Consider the following 15,423-nt stretch of genomic DNA (forward strand, 5'->3'; position numbering starts at 1 on the left):
CCAGGCGGCTGACTAGGCGGAGACCAGCTCCCGGTCACCGTCGTCGTCCGCGCCCGACGCGCCGGAGGCGGCCGCCAGGCCCTCGCCCTCCACGTCGACGTTCGGCAGCACCCGGTCCAGCCACTTCGGCAGCCACCAGGCCCGCTTGCCGAGCAGCGCCAGGACGGCGGGCACGATCGTCATGCGGACGACGAACGCGTCGAAGAAGACGGCGATGGCGAGGCCGAAGCCGATCATCTTCACCATCTGCTCGGACGAGCCGATGAAGCCCGCGAACACCGCGATCATGATGACGGCGGCGGCGGTGACCACCCGGGCCCCGTGCCGGAACCCGGTGACGATCGCCTGCGCCGGGCGCTCCCCGTGGACGTACGCCTCGCGCATCCGGGTCACGAGGAACACCTCGTAGTCCATCGCGAGGCCGAAGACCACGCCCACCATGAAGATCGGCATCATCGACATGACCGGGCCGGTCTGCTCGACGCCGAAGAGCGAGCCGAGCCAGCCCCACTGGAAGACGGCGACGACGGCGCCGAGCGCGGCGAGCACCGAGAGCAGGAAGCCGAGCGCCGCCTTGAGCGGGACCAGGACCGAGCGGAAGACGACCATCAGGAGCAGGAACGCCAGGCCGACGACCAGGGCCAGGTACGGCACGAGCGCGTCGTTGAGCTTCTGCGAGACGTCGATGTTCATGGCGGTGGAGCCGGTGACGCTCAGCTCGGCGCCGGTGTCGGCCTCGATGTCCCGGCCCGCGGTCCGGATGTCGTGCACGACGTCCTCGGTCTGCACCGAGGAGGGCTTGTACTTCGAGACCACGCTGACGATGGCGGTGTCGCCCGCCTTGTTGAAGGTCGCGGGCGCGACGGCCGCGACCCCCTCGGTCTTCTTGATCGTCGAGACGACGTCGTCGACGGCGGCCTTCGGGTCGTCCGCGCCGCGGGCGTCGACGACCGTCATCAGCGGGCCGTTGAAGCCGGGACCGAAGCCCTCCGAGAGCAGGTCGTACGCCTTGCGCTGGGTGGTGCTGGTGGGCTGGCTGCCGTCGTCGGGCAGGCCGAGTTCGAGCGAGGCGACCGGGACCGCCATGGCGCCGAGGCCGATGACCCCGGCGACGAGGACCAGCACCGGGCGGCGCAGCACGAAGCGGGCCCAGCGGGTGCCCATGTTGGGCCTGGCGTCGGCGGGTGCGCCGGACGCGGCGGCCTTGCGGGCCTTGCGGCCGTGGACGCGCTTGCCCGCGTAGCCGAGCAGCGCCGGGATCAGGGTGAGCGCGATGAGCACGGCGATGGCGACGGTGCCGGCGGCGGCGACGCCCATCTTGGTCAGCATCGGGATGTTGACGACGGCGAGGCCGACGAGCGCGATGACGACGGTGAGCCCGGCGAAGACGACGGCCGAGCCGGCGGTGCCGACGGCCCGTCCCGCGGCCTCCTCGCGGGTGCGGCCCTCGGCCAGCTCGGCGCGGAAGCGGGAGACGATGAACAGCGCGTAGTCGATGCCGACCGCGAGGCCGATCATCATGGCGAGGGTGGAGGTGGTGCTGCCCAGGTCCAGGGCGTTGGCGAGCGCGGTGATGGTCGAGACGCCGATGCCGACACCGATCAGCGCGGTGAGCAGCGGCAGTCCGGCGGCGACCAGCGAGCCGAAGGTGATCACGAGGACGACGGCGGCCACCGCGATGCCGATGACCTCGGTCGCGCCGGTCTCCGGCATGGCCTGGAGCGCGTCGCCGCCGACCTCGACGGTCAGCCCGGTGTCCTGGGCGTCGTCGATGACCTTCTGGAGCGCGTCCCGGTCGTCGTCGGTCAGCTCCATCGAGGAGACCTTGTACGAGGCCGAGGTGTACGCGATCGTGCCGTTCTTGCTGACCGTGTTCCCCTCGAACGGGTCGGCGACGGACGCGACCTGCTTCGAGCTGGAGCGGATCGCGGAGACGGTGTCCTGGATGTCCGCCTTGTTGGCGGCGTCCGTGAGCTTCTCGTGGGCGGGCGCCTTGAAGACGACCCGGGCGGTCGCGCCGTCGGCGGCCGAGCCCGGGAAGCGCTGGTCGAGGAGGTCGAAGGCCTTCTGCGCCTCGGTGCCGGGGATGGAGAAGGAGCTGGAGGCGGCGGTCGGCGCGGAGGCCGCGCCGACGCCCGCGAGCGTCAGCAGCGCCACCCATATCAGGGCGACGAAGTGCCGTCGGCGGAAGGCGAGCTTGCCGAGTCGGTAGAGGAAGGTGGCCACGAAGGCGTACTCCGGTCAGGTCGTGGGGGCGGGGCTCCGGGCCCCCGGGGCAGGGAAAATCAGCCCGACGACGTTGAGCGGTGCGCGTCAGGTGAACGTGACTGATCTCCGGGAGGAGCTCAGGCGACGAGGGCGGGGAGGACCACTGCGTCGATGTACGAGGTGAGGTAGGCCTGGGTGGGCGGCTGCTCGTCGATGAGGGTCCGGGTGGCGAAGCCGCCGACCAGCATGTGGATGATGTAGGCGCGCGCGGGGTTGTCGGCCCGCATCTCACCCCGGTCCACCGCTCTTTGCAGCACCCGGTCCACGCCGGACATCTCCGGTTCGACGATCCATTCCTTGAAGGCGGCGAGCAGATCGGGGTTGGCGTGCACGGCCACCATCAGGCCGCGCATCAGCGCGCTGTTCTGCTCCATGTGACAGTCGTCGTCACGGAGCACCATCGCGTGCAGATCGCCGCGCAGCGACCCCGTGTCGACCTCGTCGAAGTGCGGCTTCTGGTGCCGCAGCGCCTTCACGACCAGCTCGGCCTTGCCGCCCCACTGGCGGTAGAGCGTCGCCTTGCTGGCCCGCGTCCTGGTGGCCACGGCGTCCATCGTCAGGGCGTCGTAGCCGACCTCCCGGAGCAGGTCGAGCACGGCCGCGTACAGCTCCGCCTCGCGCTCGGGCGTGATCCGGCTGCGTCGCGCCGTCGCTTCGGCCACCATGACCTCACCTCTCCGGGTTCGTACGCTCAGAACATACCCCGCCCCCTAACGAAACGAAACGGTTTCGTTCGTGTGCTGCGCCACATCCGGCTCCCCGGCGGGTCCCGGTTGCCGCAGGCCCCTGCGCGGAAAAGCATGGTGAGGTGACTGAAGATGCAGCCGAGGCGTACCTGAGATTCCCGCACCTGCACGGCGAGCGGCTGTGCTTCGCGGCCGAGGACGATCTGTGGACCGCACCGCTCGACGGCTCGGCCCGGGCCTGGCGGCTCACCGTCGACCGCACGAAGGTCAGCCACCCGCGCTTCTCGCCCGACGGCACCCACATCGCGTACACGAGCTGGCGCAGCCTCGACCCGGAGATCCACGTGGCACCGGTCGACGGCGGCTCGGCGCGCCGGCTCACGTACTGGGGCAGCGTGGACACGCGGGTCCGCGGCTGGTCGCCCCCCGACAAGGACGGGCGGACCGACATCCTCGCGGTCGCCTCGCACGGTGAGCCCTTCTCCTACTTCACCTTCGCCTACAGCGTCCCCACCGACGGCTCCCCCGGCGGCAAGCTGCCCTGGGGCCCGGTCTCCGACATCCAGGTCGCCGACATCGCCGGCGAACGGCGGACCCTGCTGCTCACGGGCACGCCCCCGCACGAACCGGCCGCCTGGAAGCGGTACCGGGGCGGCGCCCAGGGCCGCCTGTGGGTGCACGGTCAGCGCATCCTCGCCGACCTCGACGGCCACCTGGACGCCCCGATGTTCGTGGCCGGCCGGATCGCCTTCCTCTCCGACCACGAGGGCATCGGCAACGTCTACTCCTGCCTGCCCGACGGCTCCGGCCTCACCCGGCACACCGACCACGACGCCTTCTACGCCCGGCACGCCTCGACCGACGGCACCCGGGTCGTCTACCAGTGCGCGGGCGAGCTGTGGATCCTGGACTCGCTGCGCCCCGACTCCCGACCGCGCCGGCTGCGGGTGCGGCTCGGCGGGCCGCGCGCGGGGCGCCGCTGCCACCAGGTGCCGGCCGCCCGCCACGTCGACTCGCTGTCCGTCGACGAGACCGGCCGGGCCAGCGCGGTCGTCGTGCGCGGCTCCCTGTACTGGCTCACCCACCGCGACGGCCCGGCCCGCACCATCGCCGACACCCCGGGCGTGCGGGTGCGGCTGCCCGAGATGCTGGGCTCCGGCGGACAGGTCGCCTACGTCACCGACGCGGCGGGCGAGGACGCCGTCGAGATCGCCTACCTGCCCCGGGCCAGCGGCGACCGCCCGCCCCGGCGGCTCGCCTCGGGCGGCCTCGGCCGGGTGCAGGAGCTGGTCGCCGACCCCGACGGCGGGCGCCTCGCCGTCGCCTCCAACGACGGCCGCCTGCTGCTGCTCACCGTGCCCGGCGACGGCGCCACCGAGGTGACGGCCACCGGGACCACGGAGACCGCCGAGGTCACCGAGCTGATCCGGTCCACGAACGGCCCGGTCCGCGATCTCGCCTTCTCCCCCGACGGCGCCTGGCTCACCTGGTCGCACCCCGGCATCGGCCGCTCGCTGCGCCAGATCAAGATGGCCCGCATCACCGGCCCCGGCGAGCGCACGGTCGTCGACGTCACCAACGGCCGCTTCGAGGACGAGAACCCGGTCTTCACCCGCGACGGCCGCTACCTCGCCTTCTTGTCCTGGCGCGGCTTCGACCCCGTCTACGACGTGCACACCGGCGACCTGTCGTTCCCGCTCGGCTGCCGCCCCTACCTCGTACCGCTCTCCTCGGCGACGCCGTCCCCCTTCGCGCTGTCGCCCGACGGGCGCACCGCCGCCGGCGGCCTCGACCCGGTGGAGGACACCGGCGGCGACGGCACCCCGACGGTCGAGATCGAGGGCCTGGCCAACCGGGTCGTGCCGTTCCCGGTCGCGGCCTCCAAGTACTCGGCGCTGCACCCGGTCGCCGGCGGCGGCCTGGTCTGGCTGCGCTGGCCGATCTCCGGCGCGCTCGGCGAGACGTTCGCCAACCCGGCCGACACCTCCTCCCAGCCGACCCTCGAACACTTCAACCTCAGCAAGGGCAAGAAGACGCAGCTCGTCGACCACATGGACTGGTTCGCGGTCAGCGGCGACGGCACCCGGCTCGTCGTCGCCGACGAGGGCGACCTCCAGGCCGTCCCCGCCACCGAGGCCGGCGACGGCGACTCCACGGTCTGGATCGACCTGCGCCGCATCCTGCACGAGGTCGACCCGGCCGCCGAGTGGCGCCAGGCCTTCGACGAGGCGGGCCGGATCATCCGCGCCTACTTCTGGGAACCGGGGATGTGCGGCATCGACTGGGACGCCGTCCTCGACCAGTACCGGCCGCTGGTGGAGCGGGTCGCCTCCCCCGACGAGTTCGCCGACCTGCTGCGCGAGGTGCTCGGCGAACTGGGCACCTCGCACGCCTACGTCTCCCCGGCCCGCCGCAACGAGGGCCCGCCGCACTACCAGCGCGCCCAGGGCCTGCTCGGCGCCAACTTCGTCTGCCGTGACGGCAGCTGGGTGATCAGCCGGATCCTGCCCGGCGACTCCTCCGACTCCCGGGCCCGCTCCCCGCTGTCCGGCACCGGCATCCGCGAGGGCGCCGCGCTCACCCACGTCGACGGCCGCCGGGTCGACCCGGTCACGGGCCCCTTCCCGCTGCTCGCGGGCGCCGGCGGCACCACGGTGGAGCTGACCTTCGACCCGGCCGAGGAGGGCCGCGGGGCGCGCCGCGTCGCGGTGGTCCCGCTGGTCGACGAGCGGCCGCTGCGCTATCAGGACTGGGTCGCCAAACGCCGGGCCGTCGTACGGGAGTTGAGCAACGGCAAGTGCGGATACCTGCACATCCCCGACCTGGGCGGCTCGGGCTGGGCCCAGTTCAACCGCGACCTGCGCATGGAGGTCTCCCGCCCCGCCCTCATCATCGACGTGCGCGGCAACGCGGGCGGCCACATCAGCGAACTCGTCGTCGAGAAGCTGTCCCGCCGCATCCTCGGCTGGGACCTCACCCGCAACGCGCAGCCGGTGTCGTACGCGTCCAACGCGCCGCGCGGCCCGGTGGTCGCCCTCGCCGACGAGGCGACCTCGTCCGACGGCGACATGATCACCGCCGCGTTCAAGCTGCTCGCGCTCGGCCCGGTCGTCGGCCAGCGCACCTGGGGCGGCGTCGTCGGCATGACCGGACGGCACAAGCTCGGCGACGGCACGGCGATCACGGTGCCGATGAACGCGGCCTGGTTCCCCGAGTACGGCTGGTCCGTCGAGAACCGCGGTGTCGACCCCGACATCGAGGCGCTGCGCACCCCGCTGGACTGGGCGGAGGGCCGGCACGCCCAGCTCGACGACGCCGTCGAACTCGCCCTGGACCTGCTGCGCGAGCAGGGCGCCCTCACCCCGCCCGACTACACGGACGTACCCGACCGGCGACGGCCGCCCCTGCCGCCCCGGTGAACCGGTGAACGCGCGATCGGGCCCCACCCGTTGGTGCCGGGTGGGGCCCGATGCGTGGATCCGCGGGGCGCTCGGGGAGCGCCCGGGTCAGGAGTCCTGCTGGAACTTCTCCCGGGCCTGCTGCGAGCGCTCGCCCGCCTCGTCCCCGGCCTGCTGAGCACGCTCACCGGCCTGGTCCCGGGCCTGCCGGGAGCGCTCGCCCGCCTCGTCCTTGGCGCCGCCGAACTTCTCCTTCGCCTGCTCCTGGAGCTGGTCGGCCTTGTCCTTGAACTGGTCCTTGATGCCCATGCTTGTTCACTCCCGTGGTGGGTGAGGGGGGTTGGGGCCTCGACCAGACTGACACGGGGCGACATGGGCCGCATTTCGATCATTAACGGACCGTGTGGGACCGGGAGAACGGCAGCTCAGCGGGCCCGCACCGACTCGTCGGCGGCCCCGCCGGCCCCCACCAGACCCTTCGGGACCTGGGCGAGCCGCCCCTCGAACCGGCGCATCTCGCGCTGCCCGACGGTCCCGATGAGCGAGGGCAGCGACCCCCGGATGCCCTGCATGCCGCGCAGCCACCACTGCGCGTACACGTGCGAGGACCGCCGCTCGATGCCGTCCACGATCCGGTCGACCGCCGGGCCCAGCGGATACGTCTTGTTGGACGGCCACGGCAGCCGCTGGCGCAGCTCGCGCATCACGTCGTCCTGGTCCGCGCCGCGCACCATGTCGGTGTCGGTCCACGACAGATAGCCGACGCCGACCCGCACGCCCCGGTAGCCGACCTCGGCCCGCAGGCTGTGCGCGTACGCCTCCACGCCCGACTTCGACGCGCAGTAGGCGGTCATCATCGGCGCCGGGGTGATCGCGGCGAGCGAGGCGATCTGGAGCAGATAGCCGCGCGACTCCATGAGGACCGGCAGGAAGGCGCGGGCGGTGACGGCGGACCCGATGAGGTTGACCTCGATGACGCGCCGCCAGGCGACGGGGTCGGAGTCGACGAAGGGGCCGCCGGTCGCCACCCCCGCGTTCGCCACGACGATGTCGACCTTCCCGAACCGGTCCTTCACCTCCCGTGCGACCTGCGCCATCGCCTCGTGATCGGTGACGTCGGCGTGCCACCAGTCGGCGTCGGCGTGCAGCCGCCCCGCGACCTGCTTCAACTCGTCCGGCTCCAGACCGACCAGCGCGATCTTGGCGCCGCGCGCCGACAGCTTGCGGGCGAGCAGTTCGCCGACCCCGCGCGCCGCGCCCGTGACGACCGCGACCTGCCCTTCGAGACTGACCTTGCTCATGCGGCGTCCACCCCTTCCCGATCCTTCTCCACCTGTATGTACGTACGGGACAGTTCCCGGATCCTGCCGGTGACCGCCTCCGGTGCCTCGATCGGCGTCATGTGGCCGAGTCCCGGCAGCTCGGTCAGGCCCACGCAGTTCGGCAGCGCGGCGGCGATCCGCCGGGCCAGCACGACGGGCGTCATCCGGTCGGCGGTGCCGGCGAGCACGGCCACCGGCATGGTCAACTCGCCCACCCCGGCGTCCACCTGGAGCTGTTCGAGCACCTGCGACCAGCCGTGGCGCACCCCGCGCGGGCACGCGTGCACGATCCGCGCGCACGCCTCGACCTTGTCGGGCGAGGAGCCCGGGCCCATCGTCGCGTACCTGAGGACCTTCTTGCCGACCGGAGTGACCGGCCCGAGCGGCGCCTTCGAGCCGAGGACCGCCCGGGTCAGCCGGGTGCGCAGCCCGCCCGGGGGCAGCAGCGGCACCACGGTGGACTCCGCGACCAGGCGCGAACTGCCGGTGCTGCACAGCAGCAGCGCCGCCGCGTGCTCGGCGACCTTCGCCCGCCCCGCGGCGGCCATCAGCGTCATGCCGCCCATGGAGTGCCCGGCGAGCACCGCCGGCCGCCCGGGGGCGAGTGTCGCGCCCAGCACCGCCTCCAGGTCGTCGGCCAGCATCTGCGTGGTGTACGGGACCTCGGCGGCGGGGCTGCGGCCGTGCCCGCGCTGGTCGTACACGATCACCCGGTGGTCGGTGGCGAGGGCCCGGGTCTGCGCCGCCCAGAAGGCGGTCGAGCAGGTCCAGCCGTGGGCCAGCACGACGGCCGGCCCGTCGGCGGGGCCGTGCACCTCGACGTGCAGCCGGGCGCCGTCCGCCGAGGTGACGGTCAGCTCCTCGGCGGCCACGGGCGGCGCGTAGGGCCCGGTCCGCACATGCATGAGACGGCTCACGCCGCGTTCACCTCTGCCTTCTTCTCCGTACGGGACGTCGTACCGGACGCCGTGGACACCGCTGCGGCCGGCGGGCGCAGCACCTCGTACTCCCCCACGTCGACCCGGCGCGTGGCCTGCCGGAACTCGGTCGTGGTGCCGGGCCAGACCGTCGTGTTGCGGCCGTTGTCGTCGAGGTACCAGCTGTCGCAGCCGCCGGTGTTCCACACCGTGCGCCTCATCCGGTCCTGCACCCGGTTGTTCCAGCCGGTGACGGCGGTCTCCCGGGGTGTGAGGGCGACCCGGCCGCCGAGCACGTCCAACTGCCGCATGTAGTCGGCCAGATAGTTCAGCTGGGACTCGATCATCAGGATCATCGAGGAGTTCCCGAGGCCGGTGTTCGGGCCGATGATCGTCATGAAGTTCGGGAACCCGGCGGCCGTGGCGCCGCGCAGCGCCGCCATCCCGCCCTTCCAGCTCTCGGCGAGGCTGACCCCGTCCGCGCCCACGACCCGCTCGGCGATCGGCATGTCGGTGACGTGGAACCCGGTGCCGAACACGATCGCGTCGGCCTCGGTCTCGGTGCCGTCGGCGGCGACCAGCGTGCTCCCGCGGACCTCGGCGAGCCCGGACGCGACCACGTCGACGTTGGGCCGGGCCAGCGCCGGATAGTAGGCGTTGGAGAGCAGGATGCGCTTGCAGCCGATGCGGTAGTCCGGGGTGAGGCGGGCGCGCAGCGCCGGGTCCTTGATCGCCCGGTGCATGTTCCGCCTGGCGAGCCGCTCGACCAGGCCCAGTTCGTCGGGCCGCTTGGTGAACGCCTGGACCTGCAACTCCCGGATGCCCCAGAGCAGTCCGCGGCGCGCCTGGGTGGTGAACGGCAGCCGCCGGTGCAGCCAGCGCTCGGCCGGGGTGATGGCGCGGTCGGCGCGCGGCATGACCCAGGGGGGCGTGCGCTGGAACAGGGTCAGGTGCCCGGCCACCGGCTGGACGGCGGGCACGATCTGGATGGCGGAGGCGCCGGTCCCGATCATCGCGACGCGCTTGCCTCGCAGGTCGAAGTCGTGGTCCCAGCGCGCCGAGTGGAAGACCTTGCCGGGGAAGGTGTCGAGCCCCGCGATGTCCGGGATCTTCGGGTCGGACAGCGGTCCGGTCGCGGAGACGACGACGTCGGCGGTGAGCGTGCCGCTCGCGGTCTCCAGCTCCCACCACAGCTTCTCGGCGTCCCATCGCGCCCGCCGCACCTCGGAGTCGAAGCGCAGGTGCGGGCGGAGCCCGAAGGTGTCGGCGACGCCCTCCAGGTACTCCTGGATGCGCTCCTGCCCGGAGAAGGTGCGCGGCCAGTCCGGATTCGGGGCGAAGGAGAACGAGTACAGGTGCGAGGGCACGTCACAGGCGCAGCCCGGGTAGCTGTTGTCCCGCCAGGTCCCGCCGACGGTGCCCGCCCGCTCCAGGACCACGAAGTCGGTGATGCCCTCACGGCGCAGTCTGACCGCCGCGCCGAGCCCGCCGAACCCGGACCCGATCACCGCCACCCGTACATGCTCGTGCTCGGTCATCCCGGGGCCTCCCTGTGCCGCACGACTCTGCCAGTGAACACTGGCGTAGTCCGGAGACTAGAGCAGCGTCCTACCGAGCGGTAGGGGTAGGACCGAGGAAAGTTACCGGTGGTACAACATAGGCTCGGGGCGTGCCCACAGAAGCGACGGAACCCGCGACAGGACCCGGCGAGCAGCGCGAGTACCGCATGGAGGAGCTGGCCAGGGCGGCCGGCATCACGGTGCGCACCGTGCGCTTCTACCGCGAGCGCGGCCTCATCAGGCCGCCGCGCCGCGAGGGCCGCATCGCCTGGTACGACGACACGCACCTGGCCCGCCTGCACACGATCGCCCAGCTCCTGGAGCGCGGCCACACCCTCACCGGCATCGCCGAACTCTCCGAGGCGTTCGACCGCGGCCGCGACGTCGCCGAGCTGCTCGGCATCGGCGAACCCACCGAGGAGGTCCCGGTCCGCCTGACCGCCACCGAACTCGCCGACCACTTCGCGGGCGACGTCACCCCGGAGAACCTCCAGGCGGCCCTGGACCTCGGCTATCTCGGCACCGACGGCGAGGAGATCGTGCACGTCAGCCGCCGGCTGCTGGACGTCTCCGCGGCCCTGGTCCGCGAGGGCATCCCGCTCGCCGAGGTGCTGGCGGCGGCCCGCACGGTCCGCGAGCACGCGGAGTCGCTGGCCGCCCTCTTCCACGACCTGATCCTCGCCCACGGCGACGAGAAGGACGCCCAGCGCCTGCGCCCGCTGGCCAGGTCGGTGGTGGAGGCCGAGCTCTCGATGGCCCTGGACCGCAGGCTCAGCCCGCCGCAGGGTCCGCCCTACTCGTAGACGACGGTGACCGGGGCGTGGTCCGACCAGCGCTCGGCGTGCGTCGCCGCCCGCTCCACGAAGCCCTTGACCGCGCGCCGCGCGAGGCCCGGCGTCGCCATCTGGTAGTCGATGCGCCAGCCCGCGTCGTTGTCGAAGGCCCGCCCGCGGTACGACCACCACGAGTACGGCCCCTCGACGTCCGGGTGCAGCGCGCGCACGACGTCGGTGTACCCGCCGTCCTGCGCGTCGACGACCCGGCCCAGCCACTCCCGCTCCTCGGGCAGGAAGCCGGAGTTCTTCCGGTTGGCCTTCCAGTTCTTGAGGTCGGCCTCCTGGTGGGCGATGTTCCAGTCGCCGCAGACGACGACCTCCCGCCCGTCGGCGGCGGCCCGCTCGCGCAGGTCCTTCAGATAGGCGTGGAACTCGCCCATGAAGCGGATCTTCTCGTCCTGCCGCTCGGTGCCGACCTCGCCGGAGGGCAGATAGAGGGAGGCGACGGTGACGCCGGGCAGGTCCGCCTCGACGTAGCGCCCGCTGCCGTCGAACTCGGCCGACCCGAACCCGATCCGGACCCGCTCCGGCTCGCGCCGCGTATAGAGGGAGACACCGGCCCGCCCCTTGGCGGCGGCCGGGGCGTGCACGACGTGCCACCCCTCGGGCGCGCGCACCTCGTCGGGCAGCTGCTGCGGCTCGGCCCGCACCTCCTGGAGGCACAGGACGTCGGCGGAGGTCTCGGCGAGCCACTCCACGAAGCCCTTCTTGGCGGCGGCCCGCAGCCCGTTCACATTCACAGAGGTCACAGTCAGCACCCGGCCACGGTACCGGCACACTGGACGGACCCGACCACACCCGTCAGCATAGAGTTACGATAGACTGTATGAGTATCCAGTCCGCGCCGGCCGCCACCGCCGCCGGCATCACCCTGCGCCCCGTCTCCTTCGGCCACCCCGACGCGGTCGCGCTCAACGACCGCGTCCAGCTCGAATACGCGGAGCGCTACGGCGACGAGGGCGACGTCACCCCGCTCGACCCGACGATGTTCGACGCCCCGCGCGGGCGCTACCTCATCGCGTACGACGCGTCGGGCGCGCCGCTGGCCACCGGCGGGTGGCGCACCCAGGACGAGAACGACGAGGGGTACGCGGACGGGGACGCCGAGCTCAAGCGGATGTACGTCACCCCGGAGGCGCGCGGGCTCGGGCTGGCCCGCCGCATCCTGGCCGCCCTGGAGGAGGACGCCCGCGCGGCGGGCCGCACCCGCATGGTGCTGGAGACCGGCACCAAGCAGCCCGAGGCCATAGCCCTGTACCTGTCCAGCGGGTACGAGGCGTGCGCCAAGTTCGGCCACTACCGGTTCGAGCAGCTCAGCCGCTGCTACGCCAAGCCGCTCCGAGGCTGAGCGTCACAGCAGCCCGGGCCGGCGCCACTCGGCGCCGGTGACGTGGTGGTCGAGGAAGTTCAGGAACGTCTCGTACCAGACCTCGATGTGACCGGGCGCGAGGATCCAGTGGCCCTCGTCCGGGAAGTAGAGGTACTTCGCGGGGATCTCGAACCGCTGGAGGTCCTGGAAGAGCGCCGCGCCCTGGCCGACGGGCACCCGGTAGTCCTTCCCGCCGTGGATGACCAGCATCGGGGTGCGGATCTTCGCGACGTCCACGTACGGCGAGTCGGCCTCGTAGCGCTCGGGGCGGGTCAGCGGGTCGCCGAAGATCCGCTGGAAGTACCAGGGCACGTCGTTGTCGCCCTGGAACATCCGCAGGTCCCACAGGCCCGCGTGGCTGACGATCGCCCGGAACCGGTCGGTGCTGGTCGCGACCCGGTTGGCCATGTAGCCGCCGTAGGAGCCGCCCGCGAGCGCCGTGCGCGTGGCGTCGATGTCGGCGCGGCCCTCGACCGCGTCGGTCAGCGCCATCACGTCGTCGTACGGACGCCCGCCCCACTGCCCCCAGCCGCGCCGGTGGTTGAGCTGCCCGTAGCCGGTCGACAGCGCGGGGTCCGGGAGCAGCACCGCGTAGCCGCGCGCCGCGAACGGCCACGGGTTCCACCGCCAGGTCCACGCGTTCCAGCTGCTCTGCGGTCCGCCGTGGACGGAGACGAGCAGCGGCGCCGGCCGCTCGGGACCGGCGCCCGCGGGGAGCACGAGCCAGCCGCGCAGCGGGAAGCCGTCGTCCGCCTCGACGTGCACCTCGGTGAGGGTGCCGGGCAGTGCGCCGACCGCGCCGGGGGCGGGCAGTTCGGCGGGCACCTGGCCGGGCGCCGCCGCGTCGAGGCGGACCGGGCGCGGCGGCGCGTCGATCGCGTTGCGCAGGGCGTACAGGGTGCGGCCGTCGGGGGCCACGCACAGGGATCCGTAGGCGCCGGAGGCGGTGAGCCGGGTGACGGTGCCGTCGGCGTCGCGCCGGAAGACGGGGTGGTGGCCCAGCTCGTCGGCGGTGAAGAAGAGCGTGTCGTCGGCCGGTGAACAGACGGCGCCGACGGGCCAGTTGTCGAACCCGGGCAGCAGGTCGACGGTCTCGCCGCTGTCGATGTCGACGCGCACGAGGGTGGCGTCCCAGGGTTCGTCGTACGTGGGGAAGCGCATCCGGGAGCACACGACGGCGGCGCCGTCGGCGGTGAAGGCGGGCGCTTCGTAGAGGTGGACCGTGTCGCCGAGCAGGTGGAGCTGCGCGCCGGTGGTGGCGTCGGCGATCACCACGGCGGTGCGGTTGTAGTCCGGGACCCGGCCGGTGACGAACCGGGTGTACGCCACCCGCGTGCCGTCCGGCGAGAGCACGGCGTCGCCGGGGGCCTCCAGGGCGGCGCCCTGGCCGCCGGCGTCGACCGGCTCGGCGCCGTCCCGGGCGCGGACGAGGACGTGCGGGTCCTCGGGGCCGAGGTCGCGGTCCCAGGCGCGGGTCGGCCCGGACTCGTAGAGGATCGCGGTGACCTTCGCGTCCTTGCGCTCCGTGCGGAGCCTGCCGTGCGCGGCGGCGTCGGCGGCGCCGGGCAGCAGCCCCGCGGTGAGGGCGAGCGCGCCGCTGTCGCGGGCGACGGCGTACGCGGCGATGCCGCCCGGATGCCGGGCCACGACAGCGGCCTCGCCGCGCGGGGGCAGCGCCCACACGGCGGCGCCCTCGTGCTCGCCGTCGTCCTCGTCGTCACCGGGGCGCCCCGACAGGAAGTGGAGCACTCCGTCCGGGCCGAACGCGGGCCCGGACTCGCCCTTCCCGGACCGGGTCAGCCGGACCGGCTCGCGCACGCCGGCCGGGTCGATGTCCCACAGCGCGGAGACGAACCGGGTGCCGTCGCCCGACAGGTTCTGCACGGCGGCGACGAGCCGGCCGCCGTCGGCGGACAGCGCCAGGGAGTTGACGCGGGGCCGGGCGAGAAAGGCGGACAGGTCGTGGAAGACGGAGGCGCCGGGGGTGGTCCCGGGAGTGTCAGGAGTCTGGGGCATGGACGCGATTGTCGCTCGCGACAGCCGTGCGGACCAGGGGATTTGACCGCCGCCTGACCGCCCACGCAAAGATCCCGCCCGGTCTGAAGACCGGACGGGATCTTGTCCACCGTCTGCGAGTCGCCTCACAAGCGGTGTTGCAGTGGGGTGTTCACGAGTACCGCTGACCAGGGGCTCACGAAGCGCTTGGAGATCGCTTCCCGTGGGGCGGGTGATCGTTTCCCAGACGGGGATGGATCAGTCCCACCAGAAGTCCCAGCTGTGGGCTCCGATGATCTGCTCGGCGTACGCGGTCAGCGTGTACGGTCGGCTGCCCTGCCATACGTTGTCTGGGCAGAAGGCGAAGTGCTCCGCCGCGACCAGGAGGGCGTCTTCCTCGTTCAGTGGTGGCGCGGCGACGCTGAGGTGCAGGGTGGAGAAGCCGACCGCGACAACCCGGACGCCAAAACGGTGCTCCCAGTCGCGGATGACCGCAGAGAACTTGGCGGTGTCGTTGTCGTAGTTGAGGGGGCCGCACCAGCCTGCAACCGCGAGGGCCTCAGCGCCGGATGCGGCTGCGACCAGTCCCAGCCGGGACTGCGGACGGCTGGCGAGAAACACCTGGGCGTACTCGGCTGCCAGTTCGTCGGGGTCGGTCGCGGCCGACCGAGCGGGAGCGATGCCGGGCCAGTCCTGCCCGAAGGGAGCCGTAACGGCGAGGCGCTTCTTAGCGGAGAGCATGTCGTCGTCTTCATCGACGGCGGTGTACGTCGCCCACCACTCCTGGAGAAGACCAGCCGGGTCGTGGCTCGCCGGAGAAGACATCCGCTCGGGCATGAGCTCTCCCGATCCCCACGGCCGGAACTCATCATCGTCCGGATCCAGCGCGTCGAGCAGCAGCGGCCACAGGCCGGAGCGAGTGTGCTCGGCATCTATCTGGGCCCACAGTCCGGCCGTGGCCGGCCGATCGCTGAGCCACAGGGGCTGCTCGTCTCCATCGCCTTCGTCGGATGTGATCATCCGTCCGGGCGGGGGTGGGGCCGCAAGGCTCAGTCGGGGTTCAGGGTGCACGG

General features: G+C 72.7%; 12 protein-coding genes. 3 read left to right on the forward strand and 9 right to left on the reverse strand.

Annotated features, from left to right (window positions below; all coding sequences use genetic code 11):
* Positions 1-12 precede the first annotated feature (12 nt).
* Together ACIP5K_RS22810 and ACIP5K_RS22815 are read right to left on the reverse strand one after the other, a co-directional pair.
* Complete coding sequence (locus ACIP5K_RS22810) at positions 13-2,226, reverse strand: MMPL family transporter (RefSeq protein ID WP_401412104.1); 2,214 nt, start codon at positions 2,224-2,226, stop codon at positions 13-15.
* Between the two features lie 119 nt (positions 2,227-2,345).
* The gene (locus ACIP5K_RS22815; RefSeq protein WP_401412106.1) at positions 2,346-2,933 is read right to left on the reverse strand and encodes a TetR/AcrR family transcriptional regulator; all 588 of its coding nucleotides are present in this window, start codon (positions 2,931-2,933) and stop codon (positions 2,346-2,348) included.
* Positions 2,934-3,076: 143 nt separating this feature from the next.
* On the opposite strand from ACIP5K_RS22815, the gene ACIP5K_RS22820 reads away from it, so the two are divergent.
* Entirely contained in the window at positions 3,077-6,373 is a 3,297-nt protein-coding gene (locus ACIP5K_RS22820) for a S41 family peptidase (RefSeq protein WP_401412107.1), read from the forward strand.
* 87 nt (positions 6,374-6,460) lie between these two features.
* Here ACIP5K_RS22820 and ACIP5K_RS22825 read toward each other — a convergent pair whose 3' ends face one another.
* The 4 genes from ACIP5K_RS22825 to ACIP5K_RS22840 all read right to left on the reverse strand — a co-directional run bounded on the left by ACIP5K_RS22825 (position 6,461) and on the right by ACIP5K_RS22840 (position 10,129).
* Positions 6,461-6,661, reverse strand: coding sequence for a hypothetical protein (locus ACIP5K_RS22825; protein WP_401412109.1), 201 nt, complete (start codon positions 6,659-6,661; stop codon positions 6,461-6,463).
* Positions 6,662-6,777: 116 nt separating this feature from the next.
* Positions 6,778-7,653, reverse strand: a complete 876-nt coding sequence (locus ACIP5K_RS22830; protein ID WP_401412111.1) for an SDR family oxidoreductase — start codon at positions 7,651-7,653, stop codon at positions 6,778-6,780.
* Positions 7,650-8,591 carry an alpha/beta fold hydrolase gene (locus tag ACIP5K_RS22835; protein ID WP_401412113.1) on the reverse strand — a complete coding sequence of 314 codons (942 nt, stop codon included), beginning with the start codon at positions 8,589-8,591 and terminating at the stop codon, positions 7,650-7,652. Before ACIP5K_RS22835 ends, ACIP5K_RS22830 begins: the two co-directional genes overlap by 4 nt.
* Positions 8,588-10,129: a flavin-containing monooxygenase gene (locus ACIP5K_RS22840; RefSeq protein ID WP_401412115.1), complete on the reverse strand. Its 1,542-nt coding sequence runs from the start codon at positions 10,127-10,129 to the stop codon at positions 8,588-8,590. The genes ACIP5K_RS22835 and ACIP5K_RS22840 overlap by 4 nt, the downstream gene beginning before the upstream one ends.
* A gap of 188 nt (positions 10,130-10,317) precedes the next feature.
* Between ACIP5K_RS22840 and ACIP5K_RS22845 the strand changes: the two genes are divergently transcribed.
* The gene (locus tag ACIP5K_RS22845) at positions 10,318-10,953 is read left to right on the forward strand and encodes a MerR family transcriptional regulator (protein ID WP_401412290.1); all 636 of its coding nucleotides are present in this window, start codon (positions 10,318-10,320) and stop codon (positions 10,951-10,953) included.
* Here the strand turns inward: ACIP5K_RS22845 and ACIP5K_RS22850 are convergent.
* On the reverse strand, positions 10,944-11,744 hold the full coding sequence (locus tag ACIP5K_RS22850; protein WP_401412117.1) for an exodeoxyribonuclease III: 801 nt from the start codon (positions 11,742-11,744) through the stop codon (positions 10,944-10,946). The genes ACIP5K_RS22845 and ACIP5K_RS22850 overlap by 10 nt on opposite strands.
* 68 nt (positions 11,745-11,812) lie before the next feature.
* On the opposite strand from ACIP5K_RS22850, the gene ACIP5K_RS22855 reads away from it, so the two are divergent.
* Positions 11,813-12,334 (forward strand): GNAT family N-acetyltransferase, encoded by a 522-nt coding sequence (locus ACIP5K_RS22855; RefSeq protein ID WP_401412118.1) that lies wholly within the window; start codon positions 11,813-11,815, stop codon positions 12,332-12,334.
* A 3-nt stretch (positions 12,335-12,337) separates the two neighbouring features.
* Here ACIP5K_RS22855 and ACIP5K_RS22860 read toward each other — a convergent pair whose 3' ends face one another.
* Complete coding sequence (locus ACIP5K_RS22860) at positions 12,338-14,371, reverse strand: S9 family peptidase (RefSeq protein WP_401412120.1); 2,034 nt, start codon at positions 14,369-14,371, stop codon at positions 12,338-12,340.
* Between the two features lie 237 nt (positions 14,372-14,608).
* Positions 14,609-15,370: a DUF4253 domain-containing protein gene (locus ACIP5K_RS22865; RefSeq protein WP_401412122.1), complete on the reverse strand. Its 762-nt coding sequence runs from the start codon at positions 15,368-15,370 to the stop codon at positions 14,609-14,611.
* Between the last annotated feature and the right edge of the window lie 53 nt (positions 15,371-15,423).

Source organism: Streptomyces sp. NPDC088785, assembly GCF_044750685.1.
Lineage (GTDB): Bacteria > Actinomycetota > Actinomycetes > Streptomycetales > Streptomycetaceae > Streptomyces.